Annotated in this window: 17 protein-coding genes; 10 read left to right on the plus strand and 7 right to left on the minus strand. The window is 42.0% G+C overall.

Translation table 11 applies throughout. The features are described from left to right. Positions 1 to 12 precede the first annotated feature (12 nt). Positions 13 to 2373, minus strand: a complete 2361-nt coding sequence (locus H9Y05_RS06935) for a ribonucleoside-diphosphate reductase subunit alpha (protein ID WP_163490060.1) — start codon at positions 2371 to 2373, stop codon at positions 13 to 15. A 33-nt stretch (positions 2374 to 2406) separates the two neighbouring features. Further along, a complete protein-coding gene (locus H9Y05_RS06940) occupies positions 2407 to 3381 on the minus strand; it encodes a ribonucleoside-diphosphate reductase small subunit (protein WP_163490059.1) in 975 nt (324 codons plus the stop codon). Between the two features lie 449 nt (positions 3382 to 3830). Between H9Y05_RS06940 and H9Y05_RS06945 the strand changes: the two genes are divergently transcribed. Together H9Y05_RS06945 and H9Y05_RS06950 are read left to right on the plus strand one after the other, a co-directional pair. Continuing rightward, the gene (locus tag H9Y05_RS06945; protein WP_163490058.1) at positions 3831 to 4580 is read left to right on the plus strand and encodes a ComF family protein; all 750 of its coding nucleotides are present in this window, start codon (positions 3831 to 3833) and stop codon (positions 4578 to 4580) included. A gap of 3 nt (positions 4581 to 4583) precedes the next feature. Continuing rightward, entirely contained in the window at positions 4584 to 5615 is a 1032-nt protein-coding gene (locus tag H9Y05_RS06950) for an NAD(P)/FAD-dependent oxidoreductase (protein WP_216713878.1), read from the plus strand. Position 5616: 1 nt separating this feature from the next. Here the strand turns inward: H9Y05_RS06950 and H9Y05_RS06955 are convergent, their stop codons facing one another. Next, positions 5617 to 7971 carry a choice-of-anchor L domain-containing protein gene (locus H9Y05_RS06955; RefSeq protein ID WP_216713879.1) on the minus strand — a complete coding sequence of 785 codons (2355 nt, stop codon included), beginning with the start codon at positions 7969 to 7971 and terminating at the stop codon, positions 5617 to 5619. A 226-nt stretch (positions 7972 to 8197) separates the two neighbouring features. Here H9Y05_RS06955 and H9Y05_RS06960 point away from each other — a divergent pair, with 226 nt between their 5' ends. Beyond that, complete coding sequence (locus H9Y05_RS06960) at positions 8198 to 9031, plus strand: M23 family metallopeptidase (protein WP_216713880.1); 834 nt, start codon at positions 8198 to 8200, stop codon at positions 9029 to 9031. Positions 9032 to 9033: 2 nt separating this feature from the next. Here H9Y05_RS06960 and uvrC read toward each other — a convergent pair whose 3' ends face one another. The 4 genes from uvrC to H9Y05_RS06980 form a co-directional block, all read right to left on the minus strand. Continuing rightward, positions 9034 to 10830: an excinuclease ABC subunit UvrC gene (gene uvrC, locus H9Y05_RS06965; RefSeq protein WP_216713881.1), complete on the minus strand. Its 1797-nt coding sequence runs from the start codon at positions 10828 to 10830 to the stop codon at positions 9034 to 9036. 84 nt (positions 10831 to 10914) lie between these two features. After that, entirely contained in the window at positions 10915 to 11607 is a 693-nt protein-coding gene (gene cmk / locus H9Y05_RS06970) for a (d)CMP kinase (protein WP_216713882.1), read from the minus strand. A 44-nt stretch (positions 11608 to 11651) separates the two neighbouring features. Next, entirely contained in the window at positions 11652 to 12053 is a 402-nt protein-coding gene (mce, locus tag H9Y05_RS06975; RefSeq protein WP_216713883.1) for a methylmalonyl-CoA epimerase, read from the minus strand. Positions 12054 to 12116: 63 nt separating this feature from the next. Beyond that, entirely contained in the window at positions 12117 to 12917 is an 801-nt protein-coding gene (locus H9Y05_RS06980; protein ID WP_216713884.1) for a T9SS type A sorting domain-containing protein, read from the minus strand. A gap of 249 nt (positions 12918 to 13166) precedes the next feature. Between H9Y05_RS06980 and H9Y05_RS06985 the strand changes: the two genes are divergently transcribed. The 7 genes from H9Y05_RS06985 (at position 13167) to H9Y05_RS07015 (ending at position 21457) form a co-directional block, all read left to right on the plus strand. After that, entirely contained in the window at positions 13167 to 14120 is a 954-nt protein-coding gene (locus tag H9Y05_RS06985) for an NAD(P)H-dependent flavin oxidoreductase (RefSeq protein WP_163490050.1), read from the plus strand. Further along, positions 14120 to 15361: a M16 family metallopeptidase gene (locus H9Y05_RS06990; RefSeq protein WP_216713885.1), complete on the plus strand. Its 1242-nt coding sequence runs from the start codon at positions 14120 to 14122 to the stop codon at positions 15359 to 15361. The genes H9Y05_RS06985 and H9Y05_RS06990 overlap by 1 nt, the downstream gene beginning before the upstream one ends. 120 nt (positions 15362 to 15481) lie before the next feature. Continuing rightward, entirely contained in the window at positions 15482 to 16192 is a 711-nt protein-coding gene (locus tag H9Y05_RS06995) for a YebC/PmpR family DNA-binding transcriptional regulator (protein WP_163490048.1), read from the plus strand. Between the two features lie 71 nt (positions 16193 to 16263). Next, on the plus strand, positions 16264 to 18954 hold the full coding sequence (porW, locus tag H9Y05_RS07000; protein ID WP_216713886.1) for a type IX secretion system periplasmic lipoprotein PorW/SprE: 2691 nt from the start codon (positions 16264 to 16266) through the stop codon (positions 18952 to 18954). Between the two features lie 5 nt (positions 18955 to 18959). Next, on the plus strand, positions 18960 to 19373 hold the full coding sequence (locus tag H9Y05_RS07005; protein WP_205729519.1) for a bactofilin family protein: 414 nt from the start codon (positions 18960 to 18962) through the stop codon (positions 19371 to 19373). Positions 19374 to 19580: 207 nt separating this feature from the next. Then, on the plus strand, positions 19581 to 20417 hold the full coding sequence (locus H9Y05_RS07010; RefSeq protein ID WP_216713887.1) for an EI24 domain-containing protein: 837 nt from the start codon (positions 19581 to 19583) through the stop codon (positions 20415 to 20417). Between the two features lie 203 nt (positions 20418 to 20620). Then, complete coding sequence (locus H9Y05_RS07015) at positions 20621 to 21457, plus strand: mechanosensitive ion channel family protein (RefSeq protein WP_163490045.1); 837 nt, start codon at positions 20621 to 20623, stop codon at positions 21455 to 21457. Positions 21458 to 21676 lie beyond the last annotated feature (219 nt).

The raw sequence follows: 21676 nt of genomic DNA on the forward strand, positions 1-21676 counted from the left end.
ATCTTGTTGATATCACCCTGAACACATTTCACATGCGTCCGGATTGTCCAGTGAACATGCGATTGCGGCCTGCTGCTCTTCAACCGTTTGAGTTTTCACTTCTTCTACAACGTTTTTATCAATTGTAAACTTGATTGCATCCGTCGCTGCTTTTGTACGCAGGTAATACATTCCCGTTTTCAATCCTTTTTCCCATCCGTAGAAATGCATGGAAGTCAATTTTCCAAAGTTTGCATTTTCCATGAAAATATTCAACGATTGAGACTGACAAATGTATGCTCCGCGATCTGCCGCCTGATCAATGATTGCCTTTTGAGAAATTTCCCACGCTGTTTTGTAGAGGTCTTTCAATCGTTGCGGAATTTCATTGATGTTTTGGATAGAACCGTTGGATGCCATGATTTTCTGACGCATTTCTTTGCTCCACAATCCTTCTTTTACCAAATCCTTCAGCAAGTGTTTGTTCACAATAATAAACTCACCTGACAGTACGCGACGTGTATAAATGTTAGAAGTGTATGGCTCAAAACATTCGTTGTTACCCAAAATCTGGGCAGTTGAAGCCGTTGGCATCGGTGCCAATAACAGTGAGTTGCGGATTCCGTGTTTTTTCACTTCTTCTTTCAATACATCCCACTCCCAACGGCTGGTTGGAGTCACATTCCACATGTCGAACTGGAAGATTCCTTTAGAAGCCGGAGAACCTGCAAATGTCTGGTAAGGACCATCCACTTTTGCCAAATCTTTAGAAGCAGTCATTGCTGCGTAATAAATCGTTTCGAAAACCTCACGGTTCAATGCACGTGCTTCTTCCGATTCAAACGGATATCCCAACAAGATGAACGCATCAGCCAATCCCTGTACTCCCAATCCGATCGGACGGTGGCGGAAATTGGAGTTTTTCGCTTCTTCTACCGGATAGTAGTTCTCATCAATGATCTTATTCAGGTTCAAAGTCGCCTGATATGTTACTTCAAACAATTTATCGTGATCAAACGTTCCTTCTTCCGTCACAAATTTCGGCAATGCCAGTGACGCCAGGTTACAAACGGCAATCTCATCCGGAGCAGTGTACTCGATAATTTCCGTACACAGGTTGGAAGACTTGATTACTCCCAGGTTTTGCTGGTTGGATTTCGCATTTGCTGCATCTTTGTACAACATGTATGGTGTTCCTGTCTCAATTTGAGATTCCAGAATTTTGAACCACAAGTCTTGTGCTTTGATTGTTTTTCTTCCTTTTCCTTCTGCTTCGTATCGTGTGTACAACGCCTCAAATTCTGCACTGTGTGTTTCAGAAAGCCCCGGGCACTCGTGCGGACACATCAAGGTCCAGTCTCCGTTGTCTTTCACACGCTGCATGAACAAGTCCGGAATCCACAATGCGTAGAATAAATCGCGTGCACGCTGTTCTTCTTTCCCGTGATTCTTTTTCAGATCAAGGAAATCGAATACATCCGCATGCCATGGTTCCAGGTACATCGCGAAAGAACCTTTTCTCTTTCCTCCTCCCTGGTCAACGTAACGTGCTGTATCGTTGAATACACGCAACATCGGAACAATTCCGTTGGACGTTCCGTTTGTCCCTTTGATGTAAGAACCTGTTGCACGGATGTCGTGAATTGCCAAACCAATTCCTCCTGCGGATTGAGAGATTTGGGCACACGACCTCAACGTCTCATAAATTCCTGAAATGCTGTCCTCTTTCATTGTCAGCAAGAAACAAGAAGACATTTGCGGCTTCGGTGTTCCTGAGTTGAACAATGTTGGTGTAGCATGTGTAAACCATCCTTCTGACATCAGGTTGTAGGTCTTCAACGCTGCCTGAATATCTGTTTTGTGGATTCCTACGGCAACACGCATCAGCATCTGCTGCGGACGTTCAACAATCTGTCCGTCCAACTTCAATAAGTAAGAACGCGTCAATGTTTTGAATCCGAAGTAATCGTAACGGAAATCACGGTCATAAATAATGCTTGAATCCAGCACTTCACGGTTTTCCATGATGATCGTGTATACATCATCAGCGATCAACGATGCATTCTGTCCCGTTTTCGGATCGATGTACTTGTACAGATCTTCAACAACTTCGGAAAATGACTTTTTCGTCTCCTTGTGCAGGTTGGAAACGGCAATTCTCGATGCCAGTAACGCATAATCCGGGTGGTCGATTGTTCTGGCAGCAGCTACTTCAGCCGCCAGATTGTCCAGGTCTGTTGTCAATACACCATCGTAGATTCCTTCAATTACTTTCATGGCAACAGCTTCCGGAGAAACCAACGGATCAAGACCGTAGCACATTTTCATAATTCTGGCTGTAATTTTGTCAAATTTTACAGCTTCTTTTCTTCCATCTCTTTTAATTACATACATAGCAACCTAGTGTTTAATAGCTTTTAGTGGTTTTTAAAAATCTTCATCTAATGAGAACGTTTGGTTCTCTTTTCCTGCAAGGACACCTGCTTTTTGGTATTCTCCGACACGTTTTTCGAAGAAATTGGTTTTCCCCTGAATGGAGATCATTTCCATGAAATCGAACGGATTAGTTGCGTTAAATACCTTTTCATTCCCCAACTCAACCAACAGACGATCCGCTACAAACTCAATGTATTGTTGCATCAGGTCACTGTTCATTCCGATCAGTTTTACCGGTAATGCATCTGTCACGAATTCTTTTTCAATCGCAACGGCATCTACAATGATTTCCTTGATACGTTCTTTCGGTAATTTGTTGATCAGGTGATTGTTGTACAGCAAACATGCAAAGTCGCAGTGTAACCCTTCATCCCGTGAAATCAACTCGTTTGAGAACGTTAATCCGGGCATTAACCCGCGTTTCTTCAACCAGAAAATGGAGCAGAAAGATCCGGAGAAGAAGATTCCTTCTACCGCTGCAAAGGCAACGAGACGTTCCGCAAAAGATCCTTTATCGATCCAGCGCAGCGCCCAATCAGCTTTTTTCTTTACACAATCCAGTGTATCAATCGCGTTGAACAGGTAATTTTTTTCATTGGTATCCTTGATGTACGTGTCAATCAGTAACGAATACGTCTCGGAGTGAATGTTTTCGATGGTCACCTGGAATCCGTAGAAAAACTTCGCTTCGGTATATTGAACTTCAGATAAGAAATTTTCTGCCAGATTCTCATTCACAATACCATCCGATGCTGCAAAAAATGCAAGAACGTGTTTGATAAAGTGACGCTCATCGTCATTTAATTTGTTTTCCCAATCAATCAAGTCAGGAGCTAAATCAATTTCTTCTGCCGTCCAAAAACTAGCTTCAGCTTTTTTGTAGAAAGACCAAATGTCATCGTGTTGTATCGGGAACAATACGAAGCGACCTTTGTTCTCTTCCAAAATTGGTTCTAACTGTGCCATCTTTATTTATTTAAAATCAATACTAAATCCAGTCACTGCAGATTTGCATCCGCATGTGTAGTTGTTTATTAATCAAAACTTTTGTTTCCCTTTACAGACTCAGTTCAGTTCCTATTTCAACCGGAGTCGGTTTCATCTGCAGGGGCATACAAAAGTTGTCAAAATTCTTTCTATTCGCAATTAAAGAAATTCACATTTTTGGGAGGTTATCAACATCTCACCACCGAATCCCTTTGTTGACAATACTTAAAGAGGTTGTTAACACATCTTTAAAGATATTCACAGTTCAAATGACCCGTTTTGTCGATAAATTTTTTCAATTCATCCGAACAGCCGTCAGATTAAGGTACTACATCCTACGGGATCATTTAACTATAAAATTAGGACACTTATTTTTTGTTGTCAATCGAAAAAAAATGTTATTTTAAACAATCAATTGTTGGTAGGTGATGAATGTTCAGCGATTTCAGGGGAAAGAGATAGAATCGGGATTTAAACGGTCGGTTGTATTCTCTTTTTGGGATGGTTTTGTACATTTACTCTTTCCGTCTTCCTGTATTGTATGCCAGGGGGAGTTGCTGAGAACGGAGCAAATATGCTGTTCTGTTTGCTTTTCCGAACTGATGTTTACGCAATTCGAGAAAGCACGGGAACCGACCCCGCTCGATCAGCTGTTCTGGGGAAGAGTAGATGTTTCGGCAGCATACGCATTGTTGTATTACGAAAAAACAAATACCGTAAAGCCGTTGCTCCGGGCGCTGAAATACGAAAACAGGTCGGATGTAGGTGTGTTCTTCGGTAAATTAATCGGAAATAAGCTGATAGAACTGAAGAGTTTTTCATCGGTTGAAGTCTTCATACCGGTCCCGATTCATCAAAAAAAGCGGTATGATCGCGGGTACAACCAAAGTGAGCAGTTGGTCAAAGGAATTTCTACCGTTTGGCGGCTTCCGGTGGATAAGAAAGTTGTGTCGAAACGCATGCACACGCAAAGTCAAACAAAATTAGGAAGGTTTAAGCGGTGGGATAATGTAGAGGATCAGTTCTATGTCAATACAGCAATTCGGCAATACAAACACATTGCATTGGTGGATGATGTGATTACAACAGGAGCCACATTGGAGGCAATCATACAACAGATTCGACTCATTTCTCCCGAAATTCAAATAAGTGTTATTAGCTTAGCACTCGCAAAATAGTATATGCAGAAAATAGTAATTGTTGGTGGTGGTTTGGCAGGAAGTTGCCTTGGAGTTCAATTGGTCGCGTCCGGGTGTGATGTAACATTAATTGATAGTGGTATCAACCGTAGTTCGCGGGTAGCCGCAGGGATGATCAATCCGTTGGTTTTTAGGAGAATGACCAAAAGTTGGAGGGTCGATGAATTTATTCCTTATGCAGAGGCGTTTTACCGGTTGATTGAGCAAACATCAGGGATCACTTTCTTCCATGAAACAACCATCCGGCGCTTTTTTTCATCGGAACAGGAACGGAATTTCTGGATTGAACGTCAACAAACAGATGCTTTTTCCTCTTATATGCATGTGATGAACGAGGAAGATGAGACACTTTTCCCCTATGCCAATCAGTTTGGTTCCGGGCGGGTGAAAAACAGCTTTTATCTCGATACTGCTGTGTTGCTGGATGTACTCCACTCACTCCCGGATATTGATGTGCGCCGGGAATCTTTTGACCATTCTGAATTGAATCCTGCAGCAGGGGAGTACCGGGGTGAACAATTTGACGGTATCATTTTTTGTGAGGGCTACCAATCAAAAGAAAACCCATGGTTCGGATCACTTCCTGTTCAGTCAACAAAAGGAGAAATTCTTACGGTGGAAACAGAAGGATTGTCCCGTGAAGAATCACTCAATCGTAAATGTTTTACCCTGCATACTGGTAACGGACAATTTAAAGTGGGAGCCACGTACGTCTGGCATACGGACGATACAACACTCACTGAAGAAGGAAAAAATTTATTATTGGATAACCTGCGTTACCTGACGGATCTTCCTGTGACAGTTGTGGCACAGCACGCAGGCGTACGCCCGACAACTCCGGACAGACGGCCGTTGATGGGAAAACATGCGATTTATAACAAGTTGTTCTTTTTTAACGGATTGGGGACAAAAGGATACATGATGGCACCACTGTTGTCAAAAGAAATGGCAGATTTTGTAACCAAAGGAGCAGTGCTGCATCCGGAGTGTGATCTGAATCGGCTTCGCAGCTGATTTACTTCAGGACATTGACATGCCCGACCAGCTTCCCTTCAATTCCATTTCGGGCCGTGTACGAAATTTTATAGGTATACGTACCATCCGGAACCGTCATGTTTTTATAGGTACCGTCCCATTCGAAATTTACATCATCTGAACGGTAAACCCGCTCACCCCATCGGTTATAGATACTCACGGAAAGGAGATTGATGTTCACCGTAGATACCTTAAAGGTCTTATTAAACCGGTCGATATCCGGTGTAAAAGTATTCGGCACGTAGATATAATACTCCTCGATAATGGTTATCGGTTTTTGTATGGTGTCTTTACATCCTTTGTCATCCGTTGCAATGAGGGTTACGATATAGACTCCGGGGTCTGCGTAGGTTGTGTTGGGATGTACGGCTGTCGAGGTACTTCCGTTTCCGAAATCCCATTCGTAGGTATCGGAATTGATGCTTAAATTCTGAAAGGTCAGTTCCAGATTGTTAAACGGAACACTGCTGATCATTGCGAAATTGGCCGTAGGTTTTACAACAGTAACCCGTACCTGTTCTGCTACACTAAATGTCTGGCATTCATCTGAAACAACCAGCATGTAATCTGTTGTAACGGACGGGTTGACCCATACATCCGGAGTGGTTTCATTGCTGTGCGGCCAGTGGTAATAATATTGACCATATCCGCCTGTAACGACAGAGGTCAGTAAAACAGAATCTCCCGGACAGATTTCAACGTCAGGACTTAGTTCTACCACCAGCGGAGGGCTGGTAATTGTATAGGTAATGTCATGTGTTTCCGTAATGCCACAAGCATCTGTAACTTCCACCGTGTAGACGGTTGTCCGTGAAGGAGTGACAGTTTGACTGGCTTGTGTCCCCAGTATTTCACCCTGGTCAGATGTCCATTGATACGTATATCCGCCAAAACCTCCGCTTGCCACAACGTCAAGTGTTGCGGGAACATACGGACATATTTCTGTGATATCCGGCGTTCCTGTAATCGTAATTGGCGTAAAAACAGGCACTGTTACAGTGATTGATTGGGTGACCGGTTGCTGGATACATTCGTCCGTCACAGTCAGCGTGTACGTAGTGGTGGTCAATGGCGCGACGGTAATGTTTGGCGTGGTTTCACCAGTGTTCCATTGATATGTATATGGTTGTCCGCCACCTGACACGGTAGAAGTAAGCGATACCTCTTCTCCCGGGCAGGCAACTTCTGTAGCTGACACAGTAAGTTGTACTGGTTCGATATCGCGGATAAACAACTCCAACTGCTGTGTTCGTTGCTCCCCGCAATTGTCCAGGTAATTAAATGTAAATTTAACATTTTCTGTTCCTTCGTTTAAACCGTCGAGGATGGAAACCAGGTTGAATTCTGTAAACAAAGCCCCTGCAGGGATTGTTACTGATGAAGGAACTGTCTGGTAATCTACACCGTTTGTTGCCGACCCGGAAGTTGCGATGTTAATCGTTAAAGGAGAATTGATGTTGCAATTGGTTCGTTCCAGTCGGATTTTCGCTTCCGAGCATGGTTCTGCAAGCACATTGTTCTCGGGAAATACCTGATTTAATAGCGTATAGCTCACTTTTAACGGATCATTTGCTTTGAAACTTTTTGCCTCCAGGAATATTCCTGAATCCCATACGGGGTCACCTACGTCGGCAATTGCCAGTGTTAACCGGTACGTTGCGTTACACTGTATTTTTGCTTTGGCTGTTAACACACGTGTAAAGCCGTCGTATTGAATATAAATAGGACTCTGGTTGAACGGTGTTTGATTCCCGTTTCCGTTTGGAACATAATATTGAGGATTGCTTGGCCCGGTAACGGGTACTCCTTGTGCAGGAGCTGTATTTCCGTTATTCACACTGTTAATTGCCACAACGGCTCCGTTGGGTAAGCGCGCAATGTTTTGTTGCCCGGAAAATCCGGGGCCGGAGATAAAAAATCCGAATACATCATTGAATTGGGAACCAACATATTCAGGGTACTCTTCTGAACCAAAGACATACCGAAATTCGATTGAGTCGGAACAAGTTTGAAAGTCAAATGCCAGTACGGATGCGTTAAAAGTCTGATTACCTACAATACCAGATAATAATTGATATCCGGGTGTTCCGTTGTCAACTCCTGAACTGGCAGAATTATTCGGACCTATCGGCCCGTTCTGATTTCCGATGATGGTACCTGTTGTCATCACAATACCACTTTGAATTCCCAGGTTGGTGCCCGTTGCATCAAATCGTCCCAAAGCAGTTGTTGCTCCCTGAAACGTAATGTTGGTAACGGTAATGCCCGGATCTCCTAATAATACGTTCTGTACCAACGAGACAGGATCCTGAACCTGAGTTGTTAGCTGAGACATACCATTGAGGATGGTACAACAAAAGAATACTATACTTGTAAAATACCTCATTCAATCTATTAGACGCAAAAATAAAGAAAACGTTTCTTGCATTTTCTCCAAATGTTGTGCCGAATTATTAAAATGTGTTAATTATTAATTCATTGGTTTTTATAAAATTACGATTTTATTGAAAATTTATTGGCTGTTGTCCGAAAAAATAATCACTTTTGAATGGATGAACAGAATGAGAAGGTGGCTGACCAATTGGCAAAAGCAGTTAAAGTTTGCTGTTTATGACCCCAAGAATTTCAATGAGATTTTTGGCTTTACTACGTCTAAAATACGTCTTTTTTCATTGGTGTTACTTGTTTTTATCATCACTGTTGTATTGGTATTCTTCGTGTTGAGCCGGACATCGTTTGGGAAAAACCTGATTACGGCGGGAACTTCTCCTGAGGAAGCGGAAATCATCGATCAACGGGTGCGCATCGATTCGTTGGCAGGACAGGTGAAAGCGCAAGATGCTTACATTGCCAATTTGAGACGTTTACTGTTCGGAGATTTTAAAGCGGATTCTGTTGCAAGCGAGAAACCCGAGGTAAAAATAAATCCCAATTCCATCAATGCAAATCCAAGCAAAGCCGAATTGCAGGTAGGTGAAAATGTAAAAGCAGATCAATATACCAATTCCGCGAAGACACCAACAGATTTTGTTCATTTTATTGTTCCTGTAAAAGGAAAAATCAGCCAACGGTTCAATGCGAAAAATCATCAGGCGATTGATATTGTGACGCCCCCGGACACCTATTTTGCAGCCTGTCTGTCGGGAACGGTTATCTATTCGGGTTTTTCTCAGAAAGATGGAAATATACTGATCATTGAACATCCGAATAATTACTTATCCGTATACAAACATGCCCGGACGACCTTAAAAAAAGCAGGGGAGAAAGTACGGGTAGGTGATGTTATCGGAATTGTAGGAAATACCGGAGCGAATACATCCGGACCTCATTTGCATTTTGAGTTGTGGCTCAACCAACAGGCAGTTGATCCGATGAAGTATATGCAGTTTGAATGACCTTATTTGTTGAGGAATTGAAACAATAATGCCGCTTTTCCTTTTCCGATGACAACTTCTAACTCTTCCAGTGATGCTTCTTTGATTCGCTTCACTGATTTAAAATATTTCATCAGTTCAACCTGGGTTTTTTCACCAATTCCCTTTACTTCCAATAACTCTGATTGAATGGCAGATTTACTGCGTTTGTTGCGGTGATGGGTAATGCCGAACCGGTGGGCTTCGTTTCGTAAATGCTGAATAACTTTCAGGCTTTCTGAACGTTTGTCGATGTAAATAGGAAGTGAATCCCCGGGAAAGAAAATTTCTTCGAGTTTTTTTGCAATGCCGACAATGGCTACTTTTCCTCTTAAGTTTAACTGATCCAATGCCGTCATGGCCGAAGAAAGTTGCCCTTTACCACCATCAATAACAATGAGTTGAGGCAATGATTCTTCTTCATCCACCATCCGTTTGTAGCGACGGAAGACCGCTTCTTCCATAGAAGCAAAATCGTTTGGACCTTCCACTGTTTTAATGTTGAAATGGCGGTAATCTTTTTTGCTGGGCTTGGCATTTTTGAATACCACACATGCGGATACCGGATTGGTTCCCTGTATATTCGAGTTGTCAAAACATTCGATGTGAACCGGCAATTCCTTGAGTCGGAAATCTTTTTTGATTTGCTCGAGAATTCGTTCCGTTGCTTTTTCCGGGTTTTTAATGCTTTCTTTTTTGCGTTTTTCCAACCGGTAGAAAGAAGCATTGCGTTGTGAAAGTTCCAACAGACTTTTTTTATCTCCGATTTGTGGGACGGTCAGGCGGATGTCAGAAAGTTCAGTCTCAAATAATCGTTCTACAAGTACCTCTTTTGCCTGGCTGTTGAATTGTTCACGCATCCGGAGCAGGACGTAATCAAGGACCTGTTCATCTGTTTCATCGAGACTGGTTTTTACCTCAATGGTAAGTCCGTGAACAATCGCCCCGCTGATGATGCTCAGGTAATTGACAAAGCGTGTCGTTCCGTCTTCAACCATTGTGATGACATCTACCTCGTGAATTTTGGGTGATACAATCGTTGATTTTGCCTGGAATCGCTGCAACACGTCCAGTTTCTCTTTGACTTCCTGAGCTTCTTCAAAGGCATACACATCGGCATGTTCTTTCATTTGCTTTTTCAACAGGTTGATCACCGAAGAAATATTTCCTTTCAGAATGGTTTCTATTGCTTCTATCTGTTGGTTGTACGATGCTTCTGACTGCCTTCCTACACAAGGACCGAGGCAATTCCCGATGTGGTATTCCAGACAAACTTTGTATTTGCGTTCTTCGAGTTTTTGCTTGCGCAAATCAAGGGAACAGGTACGAAGCGGGTACAAATCCCGGATCAGCTGGAGTAAAGTATTCATTACCCTCACGCTTGAATACGGTCCGAAGTACATCGATCCGTCTTTCACAATATTGCGTGTGGAGAAAACACGTGGAAAAGCTTCTTTCCTGACGCAAATCCACGGATATGTTTTGTCGTCCTTTAGTTGAATGTTGTACTTGGGTTTGTACTCCTTGATGAGGTTGTTTTCCAGGAGCAAGGCATCCAGTTCGGTATCGACAACAATGTACTGAATGTCACAGATGGCTTTGACCAGCAGACGTGTTTTGTTGTTTTCCAACGTTTTTGAAAAGTAGGAGGTGACCCGTTTTTTGAGGTTTTTAGCTTTTCCTACATAGATAATCGCTCCTTTTTCGTTGAAATACTGGTACACTCCCGGTTTATCGGGAAGTAATTTAATTTTATCCAACAGTTGTTGAGCGGTATCCATTTTACAAAAATAATCAGAAGATTTTGAATTGGAACAGACTGTGGCGATACTTCTGCTATGATAAACATGGTGTACAGGTGAATGTTAATCACCGAACTTTTCCCGGATAATATTCAGGACATGTTCCAACTGGGATTCCCGTGTGAAATGACTGGTATCAATCAGGATGGCATCAGGTGTCTGAATGAGTGGCCCTTCTTCCCTGGTGCGGTCTGTCTGGTCGCGTTCCTGAAGGTTTTGAAGTACGCTTTCCAGCGATGTTTCGATGCCTTTGCTTTGCATTTCCCTGAGCCGTCTCTCTGCCCGGATTAGCGGATCGGCAGTTACAAAAAACTTCAGGTCTGCATCGGGAAAAACAACTGATCCGATGTCGCGGCCATCCATAACAACTCCTCCGTTTTTGCCCATTTCCCGTTGTGAGGCAACCAACTTATGCCGCACCTCTTTGATCGCGGCTATTTTTGATACGACTGCCGCTACTTCCGGACGACGAATGATCTCTTCTACATCTGTCCCGTTGAGAAAAAGGTGCCGTTTTCCGGTTTCACTATTTTTTTTAAAATCCAGTTGAATCTCCGGTAAAGAATCAGCCAGTTGATCTGTCAGAATAACGTCGCCCTGAATGAGCTGATTGTTGAGTGCATATAAAGCAACACCCCGGTACATTGCCCCGGTGTCGATGAAGGTGTAATCCAGTATCCTGGCCACATCTTTTGCGATGGTACTTTTACCACACGCTGAATACCCGTCAATGGCAATGATCAATTGTTTATTCATGTGGCAAATCTACAAAAATACCCGGCACGGGAAACGGGAGCGAATCAACTTCTTTCCTGGCAGAGCTCCACCAACATTCCATTGGTGGATTTAGGATGAAGGAAGGCTATCAGTTTGTTGTCTGCCCCTTCTTTCGGAGTGCGCTGGATCATTTGGAAGCCCGCTGCTTCCAACCGTGTTATTTCGGCTTCAATATCTTCCACATCGAATGCGACGTGGTGGATCCCCGGCCCTCTCTTTTCGATGTATTTAGCAATTGGTGACTGTGGGTCTGTTGCGGCAACCAATTCAATTTTCGATTCACCTACCCGAAAGAAAGCGGTCTTTACAAATTCCGAACCGACTTCCTCAATTTTATAGCAGGGAGTGTTTAACAATTGTTCGTATAACACGATGGTTTCTTCCAGGTTAGTAACCGCTACGCCTAAATGTTCTATTTTTCTCATGCACCGTAAATTTAAAAAAAAAGACCTGGGTTATCAGGTCTCTTCATTTATTTTCGTGTTGAATTACTTCTTTACAAACTTCTCGTTGATGTTGTCAAAATTGATGTAGTACACACCTTTCAACAAGTTGGAACAGTTAACGGAACTACCAACTCCTTTTTTAACAATGTTTCCGTATGCATCGTAAATTTCATAACGGGTTTCCACCGGAGTTCCGTTTGATGTGAATTGAATATCGTCTTTTACAATTGCAGGTGATTTGACAACGGCAGCAATTTTTGAACTGAATTTGACCTGGTTGGAAACGCGTTTCTCTCCTGAATGGTCAATTTGTACAACTCTGAAAACGTTTTCTCCTGAATGCGGCGTTACTTTAAACTCGTATTTGTTGGTTCCCGAAGTACCGATCCCGTCCACTTCACCCACAGCAACCCATTTGTTCCAACGGTATTGCTCAACGATGTATGGCAACTTTCCATTTTCATTTGTTGTTTCCCACTTTAACTTGTCTTCTGATACATTAATTGAAACCACGTTAAAGGTTGAACGGGGCAGCAACACCTCCGGATTCAGTATTTTTGGTTTACATCCGTCGTGGTGCTCAATTACAATAAAAACAGGTTCTCCTAAGGCAATGTTGAAAATTCCAAAATCAATTTCGAATGCTCCTGAACCGGTTCCGCCGGGCATAATATCTCCATTTACGGTAACTTTTGTCGCACAGTAACCAAAACCTTCATCATCAATGGGATTTTGCACATACAGGTTTTTTCCCTGGTACGTGCCCTCAATAGACAACGCAGAGAAGGCGAAGTCACTGAAAAACAGTAATAATAGAGTGAGGAGAATGTATGTTCTTTTCATTTTCATTCAGTATAAACAGAAATAGTGATTTGAGTAATGTATCAAAAATCAAGTGCAATATTACTTCCATTTTTTGACAAATCAAAAATAATTCTCTTTAAATTGGGCGCGATTGTTAAAAAAATCATCTTAAGCTTTTTGTGCAATTGTTTTTTTCACAAAACCCTGGGTTCAACAGGACTTAAAATAACGCAGAATTCTTCTTCTTTGAAGAATCTTGATTACCTTCGTGATATCTCAATATTAGAAATGAAAAACAGAATTACATCTTTATTCAATATCGATTATCCGATTGTTCAGGCCGGAATGATTTGGTGCTCAGGCTGGGAGCTGGCGGCAGCCGTTTCCAATGCTGGCGGGTTGGGAATTATCGGCTCGGGAAGTATGTATCCGGAAATCCTGGAAGAACACATTCAGAAATGCCAAAGAGCAACAAACAAGCCATTTGGGGTCAATCTGCCGATGCTCTACCCCGATATTGACAAACACATTGAAACAATTATCAAATACAACGTGCCGGTTGTTTTTACGTCTGCCGGAAACCCCAAAACATGGACAAGTCACCTGAAAAAACATGGAATTACAGTTGTACATGTTGTATCCAGTCTGAAATTTGCGCTCAAGGCGCAGGAAGCGGGTGTTGATGCAGTGGTGGCAGAAGGATTTGAAGCGGGCGGACACAACGGACGTGATGAAACAACAACGTTTTGCCTCATTCCCGCTGTTGCCGGTGAATTAACCATTCCGTTGATTGCCGCCGGAGGAATCGGTACCGGAAGAGGAATGCTTGCAGCAATGAACCTGGGCGCAGACGGTGTACAAATCGGAAGCCGTTTTATTGCCACTCCCGAATCAAGTGCGCACGACCATTTCAAAAAAGCTATTTTAGCGATGGGAGAAGGTGATACGCAGTTGACATTGAAAGAGTTGACACCTGTCCGGTTGGTGAAAAATGAATTTTACAAACGGGTACAGCAAGCATATGAGAAAGGAGCTTCCGTTGAAGACCTGACGACATTGCTAGGAAGAGGAAGAGCCAAAAAAGGAATGTTTGAAGGAGATCTGATTGAAGGAGAGCTGGAAGTCGGACAGATTTCGGGATTGATCAATGAAATCAAACCTGCAGCTGCAATAGTGAAAGAACTGGTGGATGAATACAGACAGGCATTGAGCGAACAGACTACATCAAAATTTAATTTCTGATGATACATTACGAAAAATTTACACTGGAAAACGGTTTGACCGTTCTTTTTCATAAGGATACAACAACTCCGATGGCTGTTGTAAACACATTGTACGATGTAGGAGCACGCGACGAAGATGAATCCAAAACGGGCTTTGCTCACTTGTTTGAACACCTGATGTTTGGCGGATCCGTCAACATCCCTGAATTTGATACTCCGTTGCAGAATGCAGGTGGTGAGAACAATGCGTTTACATCCAATGATATTACGAATTATTACGATGTGGTTCCTGCCCAAAACCTGGAAACGGCTTTGTGGCTGGAGAGCGACCGGATGTTGTCGCTGGCATTTACACCAAAGAGTCTGGAAGTACAACGAAATGTAGTCATAGAGGAGTTCAAGCAACGATACCTGAACCAACCGTATGGCGATGTATGGTTGCAGTTGCGTCCGCTGGCTTATCACGTACATCCCTACAAATGGGCAACCATCGGGAAGGAAATCAGGCACATCGAAGAAGCGACGATGGAAGATGTAAAGACATTCTTCAAAAAATATTATACACCTTCCAATGCGATTTTATGCATCGCCGGCGATTTTGAACTGGAGGAGGTGAAAAAGCAGGTTGAAAAATGGTACGGGGATATTCCTTCGGGACATAAGTATGCGCGCATGCTCAAAAAGGAGCCGGACCAGGCAGAATTCAGGGAAAAAATCATTGAACGGGAGGTACCGGTCGATGCCTTTTACTATGCATTCAAAATGCCGGAACGTAAAAATCCGGATTATTATGTAGCAGATGTACTCTCCGATGCATTGGGACGTGACAAATCTTCTCGTTTGTACAAGCGATTGAAGAAGGAATTGGAACTGGTGTCGGAGGTTTCAGCCTACATTACGGGTTCCCTCGATGAAGGGTTGCTGATCATTTCCGGACGGCTATCCAATGGTGTTTCGTTTGAACAGCTGGATGAGGAGTTGTGGAAAATACTGAACGATTTACAACGCCACAAAATCGGGGAGGATGAGTTGAAGCGGTTGATGATCAAGATCAGGACAGCCAAAGAGTTTCAGGAACAGGGATTGCTGAACAGAGCAATGAACCTGTGCTTATTTGAATTGTTGGGAGACGCCAACGGCATCAATGAAGAAGCCCTGATTTATGAAAAAATCACGTCCGGTGATTTGTTGCGTATTTCCAGGCAAATTCTGAGAAAGACCAATTGCTCACTGTTGAAAGTGCAGGCGGTTAAAAAGTGATTAAACAGAGAAGTATAGTCATTGGTAATGGTTAATTATACATCTTGCAATTATGCGTGATTTTTTTATTTTTGCATCCTTAAAAACCTGAAAAAAAGTAATTAGAAATAACAATACATCATGGGAAGAGCGTTTGAATACCGTAGAGCAGCAAAAGAGAAACGTTGGGACAAAATGTCAAAATTGTTTCCGAAATTGGGAAAAGCAATCACAATGGCAGCCAAAGAAGGTGGTTCGGACCCGGATATGAACTCATCGTTGCGTACCGCTATTCGTAACGCGAAAGCACAAAACATGCCCAAAGACAACATCGATGCGGCAATCAAGCGTGCAACGGCAAAAGATGCGGAGGCTTACTCAGAAATCAATTACGAGGGAAAAGGACCGCATGGAGTTCTTGTGTTTGTGGAATGTGCTACGGACAATCCTACACGGACGGTTGCCAATGTGAAATCATACTTTAATAAAGCCGGTGGCGGCGTTGTTCCAAACGGGTCATTGGAGTTTATGTTCAACAGAAAAGCTGTGTTTGAATTTACTAAAACAGATAACATTGATGTGGACGAGCTGGAACTGGAATTGATTGATGCCGGTCTGGAAGAGATTGAGGTGAATGAAGACAAGGTATTTGTCTACGGAGACTATACTTCATTCGGATCCCTGAGTGCGGCATTGGAAGGGCTAAACATTGATGTTGAGAAATCGACGTTGCAGCGCATTCCGACATCTCCGGTGGAATTTACCGAAGAACAATTGGTGGATATTGAAAAAATGCTGGACAAAATCGAAGACGATGATGATATCCAGCAGGTTTTTACCAACATTGCATGATAAATTCGGGCCCATGTACAATAAAACATTGATTTTATTGTTTATATAAGGCTTGTTAAGCTAATTAGTGAATGAATAACTATCTAAAATTCGGGGTTTTTGCGTTGATTTTCATGACGCTCATTTTTGCCTGCTCTACAGAAAAGAATACAGGAGTCAACCGTGCGTTTCATTATGTGAATGCGCGATACAACGGGCATTTCAATGCCAATGAGCTCATTACGGTGTCACTGACAGCCTACCGCGCCAACCTGAATGAAGATTATTATTCGTTACTTCCCCTGGAGGCTGTTCCGAATGAACAGGAAATAGAAGCATTTTATTCCCCGATCGATACTGCTATTTCAAAAGTGAAGAGAGTCATTACGGATCACAGTATGCCGAGCAATGACAAACCGGCTAAAAAAAATGCCGAGCACAATAATTACATTGATGAAAACTGGATTACAGTCGGAAAAGCATATTACTACAGAAGAGATTATGAAACAGCACTGAAAAGCTTTAAATTCATCAATAAATATTTTTCAAATGACCCTTCTAATTTTGTCGGGGAATTGTGGATGGCCAAAACCAATATCCGGCTTGGAAATTATACGGATGCTAAGCTGAGCCTTGATAAATTGGATAAAGCGGTTGAAAACCTGAAAAATTCAGAAAGTGCGAAGCAGGTAAAAACCAAGGAGAAAAAATCCAAAGCTGCAAAACTCAACAATGCGGGAAATTCATCTAAGAAAAGTGATAAACCTGCTAAATTCCCAAAGAAGATAAAATTTGAGTTTGAACGTACAAAAGCTGATTTGGCGTTGGTTAATAAAGATAAAACGAAAGCCATCGAATACCTCGAGAATGCGCTCAAAGAAGCCAAAAAGTCAGAAGACAAAGGCCGGGTGAATTTCATTTTGGGACAGTTGTATGAAGGAGAAGGAAATTTCAGCAATGCCATTGAAAAATACCGGAAGTCCAGAAAATACAAGATTCCGTATCAAATGAGTTTTAATGCCCAGCTAAAAGCTTCTATATTAGAAGGAGGCCCTAAAATCAAAAAGGAACTCAACAAATTGCTGCGGGATGCAAAAAACGCGGAATTCAAAGATCAGATTTATTACACATTGGCCATGATCGAATTGCGTGAAAACAATGAAGAAAAGGCAATGGAACAGTTGACCAATTCGGCATTTTACTCAACCACTAACGTTCGCCAGAAAGGAATGGCGTATGAAAAAATGGGGGATTTACGTTATGCGAAGCGCGATTACATCAAAGCACAAAAATATTATGATTCCTGCGGAGTTACGGTAGATGATACGTATCCTAACATTAAGGAAATCCGTTCAAAAGCTGAAAAATTAGCTGACCTGGTTGTAGCAGTTGAAACAGCTCAGTACGAAGACAGCGTTCAGCGAATTGCCAAAATGGATCCGGCTGAACAGGAAGCATTCCTGAAAAATGTCATTAAGAAGCAGGAGGAGGAAGCGCAGGCAAAAGCACAGCGTGATGCTCAGAAATTAAGAGAACTGGCTAAAAATAACAGTGCATTCCAACAGGATTTGGGTGGAAAAGGTGGAGGTTATTGGTCGAACAGTAATTCAGTAACGGAAGGAGCGGTAGAATTCCAGAAAACATGGGGGCAGCGAACGAATGAAGACCACTGGAGAAGAAGTGAAAAGACCATCGTTATGCAGAATACGACCGGTGAAGGAGGAGAAAATCCTGAAGGTGAGGGAGAAGGTACTGCTACGCCTGAGAAACCATCCGGACCAACAGTTGAATCACTTGCAGAGGGACTTCCTAAGTCCGAAGAAGACTTTAAAAAATCAAACGAACGACTGGTGAAGTCATTGTACGATGCCGGAATTATCTACAAAGAGCAATTGAAAGAACCTGATTTGGCAAAAACACAGTTCTTCGGGGTACTGGACAGAAAATACGAGTCTGATTACAACCTGATGTCCGCATTCCAGCTCTACAAAATGTTTGAATCGACAGATGCTTCACAGGCTGCTGCTCAAAAAGATTACATCCTGAATTATTACCCGAATTCAGATTATGCGAACTATTTACGGGACCCGGATTTCTTCATCAAAAAGAAAGAACGGGATGCATTGGCGGAACAGGAATACGTGACTGTTTTACAACGGTACAACCGGAAAGTGTACTACCCTGTGATTTCCAGGGCAGAAAGTGTAATGGAGACGGAACCGGACAATCAATACCGCGCAAAATACATGCTGCTACTGGCAATGAGCAAAGGACAGATTACAGAAAACAAACAAGAATTATTACCTATCTTAGAGCGTATTATTGCGGAATATCCGGGATCTGAAGAGGCTGGACGTGCATCAGGAATGATGGATGTAATTATAAACGGTTACTCTAAAAACGAAGAGGTTGTTTTCGGAAATAAGACGATTTATACATATGATGACAAAGCGTCACAGGTTGTCTTGATTCTATTGGGAGAGAAAGATAATATCGATCTTTCAAAATCTAAAATATCTGACTTTACACGTGAATTCTTCCCGAAAAGTAAAGCGAAGATTACTACCAATTTGTTTGGCGGAAATCAAACCATTGTAATGGTCGCAGAGTTCCAGAACGAAGCGGAAGCGAAAGAATATGTCAGAACATACAAGAAAACCCGAAAATATTTATTAGATTTACAGAACGCTAAAACACTAATCATTACTCCGAAAAACCTCAAACTGCTCTTCGAAACGAAAGAATTGAAGCAGTATGAGTCATTTTATCAGGAATACTATTAAAAAGCATGATGAAGCGCAAAGAAAAATCAACATTTGAAAGCCCCGAACGTTTAAACCGCTTGGTTGAAGGGTCCAAAATTGCAGGTGATTTATTTGCAGATTCCAACCTGAGAATAGACGGAGAAGTGATCGGGAATGTATCCACAAGTTCAAAAGTAGTGATCGGAGAAAACGGGCGGGTCATCGGAAATCTGACATGCCTGAATGCAGATATCGAAGGCGTTGTCGAAGGGAATATTCATGTAGAGGAAACATTGGTGTTGCGTGAAAAAGCGAAAATTGACGGAGATATTTATACATCACGCATCCAAATTGACGAAGGAGCTGCCTTTAACGGGAAATGTCAGATGGGAAAGCGTTCCAGCGCTGACCAGGTAACATTGGGCGATATCACACGGGAATCTTCCGTTGTTTATTAAAAGGAGATTTTTTGAATTATCAATTTTGAATTATCAAAGTTTCCGTAAGCAAAACATTTTAGAACCAACATTTGATCAGTGATAATTACTCAATTGATAATTAAACACCCATCCTTCCCACTCCTAACTTTCAACGCTCTACTTTTAACTATTCACTTCTCACTCCCACTTTCAATTCCCCATTGAAAAAATCTTTATTTTTGACACATGATGCAGTTTTTTAAAGAATTCTGGTTGGGACTAAAGTCGTATTGGAAAGCCTATCATTTCATACGGGAACATCGCCTGTACTGGTACTTTCTGATTCCGGCCATCTTAATGCTGATCATTTATTACGTTGGAAACAATATTATGCAACGCTCCATTGATGCCGATTTATCCAATATGAACGGTATTGTCTGGTACTTTATCCAGGTGGCAGTTAACATTTCCATCGCGATTCTGTTGATGAAATTTGCAAAATATGTCGTAGTAATCGTACTTTCTCCTTTGCTGTCACATCTAAGCCAACGCTGCGAAAAATTAATTACAGGGAACACCTATCCCATTGACTATAAACAAATCCTGTTGGATGTGCGAAGAGGCGTTCGACTGGCAATCCGCAATATCCTGTGGGAATATTTTTTCTTTTTGATTATTTTCCTGATTTCCTATATCGGATGGAATGAGCCCACAAAATCACCGGTATTTTACCTCACGTTTATCATTGGGTTTTATTACTACGGATTTAGTTTTATTGATTATGACAACGAACGTAGAAAACTGGATGAACGAACCAGTATTTCGTTTGTGCGCTCCCACAGGGGACTGGCAATGGGAATCGGAATGATTTATTCCCTGTTGATTTTAGTTCCGGTAAAATTAGATGTTCTGTTTTCCATTTCTGATCCGGGAAACCTTACCTTTAATGGTATTCTGTTGTTCCTGGGACATTTGTTCCTGTGGGCATTTGCATCCATTGCCCCGATTTTTGCGATTGTAAGTTCTTCCATAGCGATGGAAGATTTACGTGTCAGTGAACCGGTCGTACAGGAAGAAATCTAATTTTTTTCATATCTTTATAATGTTTTCAAAATGAGAGGTATATACGCATAGCTCTCTTCATGGAAATGTGATGGGAGAAACAGGCACAAACCGGCGGATAAATAATATGCGTACTATTTATGAAAACCGGAATAGTATCAATCAACCAATCAGCGAAAGAAAACGGCAGCAATTTAACTAACATTGAAAAAGAATAAACCGGTATGAAAGAACTGTTGAATCGTAAGTTGATTGAATTTGGCAAGTATGAACTGCATGTCGAAGACCTTGTGTGGTTGATTCTTGTGTGGATTGTAACATTCGTTTTTTTGAGAATAGTCCGGAGTGCTCTCAACAGATCGCATCGACTGGATGTGGCAAAAAAATACTCCATCTTTACGATTCTCCGATACATTGTAGTAGTAATCATTTCTGTTTTTTCACTACAGATTTTGGGTTTCAACCTTTCGGTATTGCTGGCAGGATCTGCAGCCTTGCTGGTGGGGTTGGGATTAGGGATACAAGCCTTGTTCAGTGACTATATTTCGGGAATTATTATTTTGTTTGACTCTTCTGTAAAAGTGGGAGATATTGTTGAAATAAACGGGTTGGTCTGTAAGGTGATTGAAATAAACCTGCGAACGACAACCGTGTTGACCCGGGACGATAAATACATTATTTTACCCAATACCGATCTCACCCGACATCATTTGATCAATTGGACACATGAGGAAATCAAAGCACGATTTGACGTGAGCGTGGGTGTTGAATACGGTGCTGATGTGGAACAGGTAATGGAATTACTGGCAGCTGCTGCAACAGAAATTCCGGGGATATCAAAGGAGCCGGTGCCTTTTGTCCGGTTCAATGACTTTGGAGAATCTTCATTAGATTTTACAGTGTATTTCTGGACAGAAGATGTGTTTCGCGTGGAAAATACCAAAAGCAGCCTGCGGGTCGTTATATCCCGTAAATTAAGAGAACACCAGATCGAAATCCCTTTCCCGCAACGGGTCATCCACACGAAAAAAGAAGAAGAAAACCCCAAAGAACGTGTGTAGTGAACAATCCATTAAAATTTTTTCTCTTTTGAAAGAGGAAGGAGAAACAAGAAAATTCGTGATTTTATCAAATAAAGCAGAAGACCGCTCCGGCATTTAAATGATATCTATTCAGTGGATTATATTTTTTTAATTTAATTTCTGAGACGGAAAATTTGCAAGAATCAGCAGAATAACTGATCTTCAACAAAAAATTACTTATTTTGTAAACTAATAAAT

Source organism: Taishania pollutisoli, from assembly GCF_014518315.1.
GTDB classification, from domain to species: domain Bacteria; phylum Bacteroidota; class Bacteroidia; order Flavobacteriales_D; family Crocinitomicaceae; genus Taishania; species Taishania pollutisoli.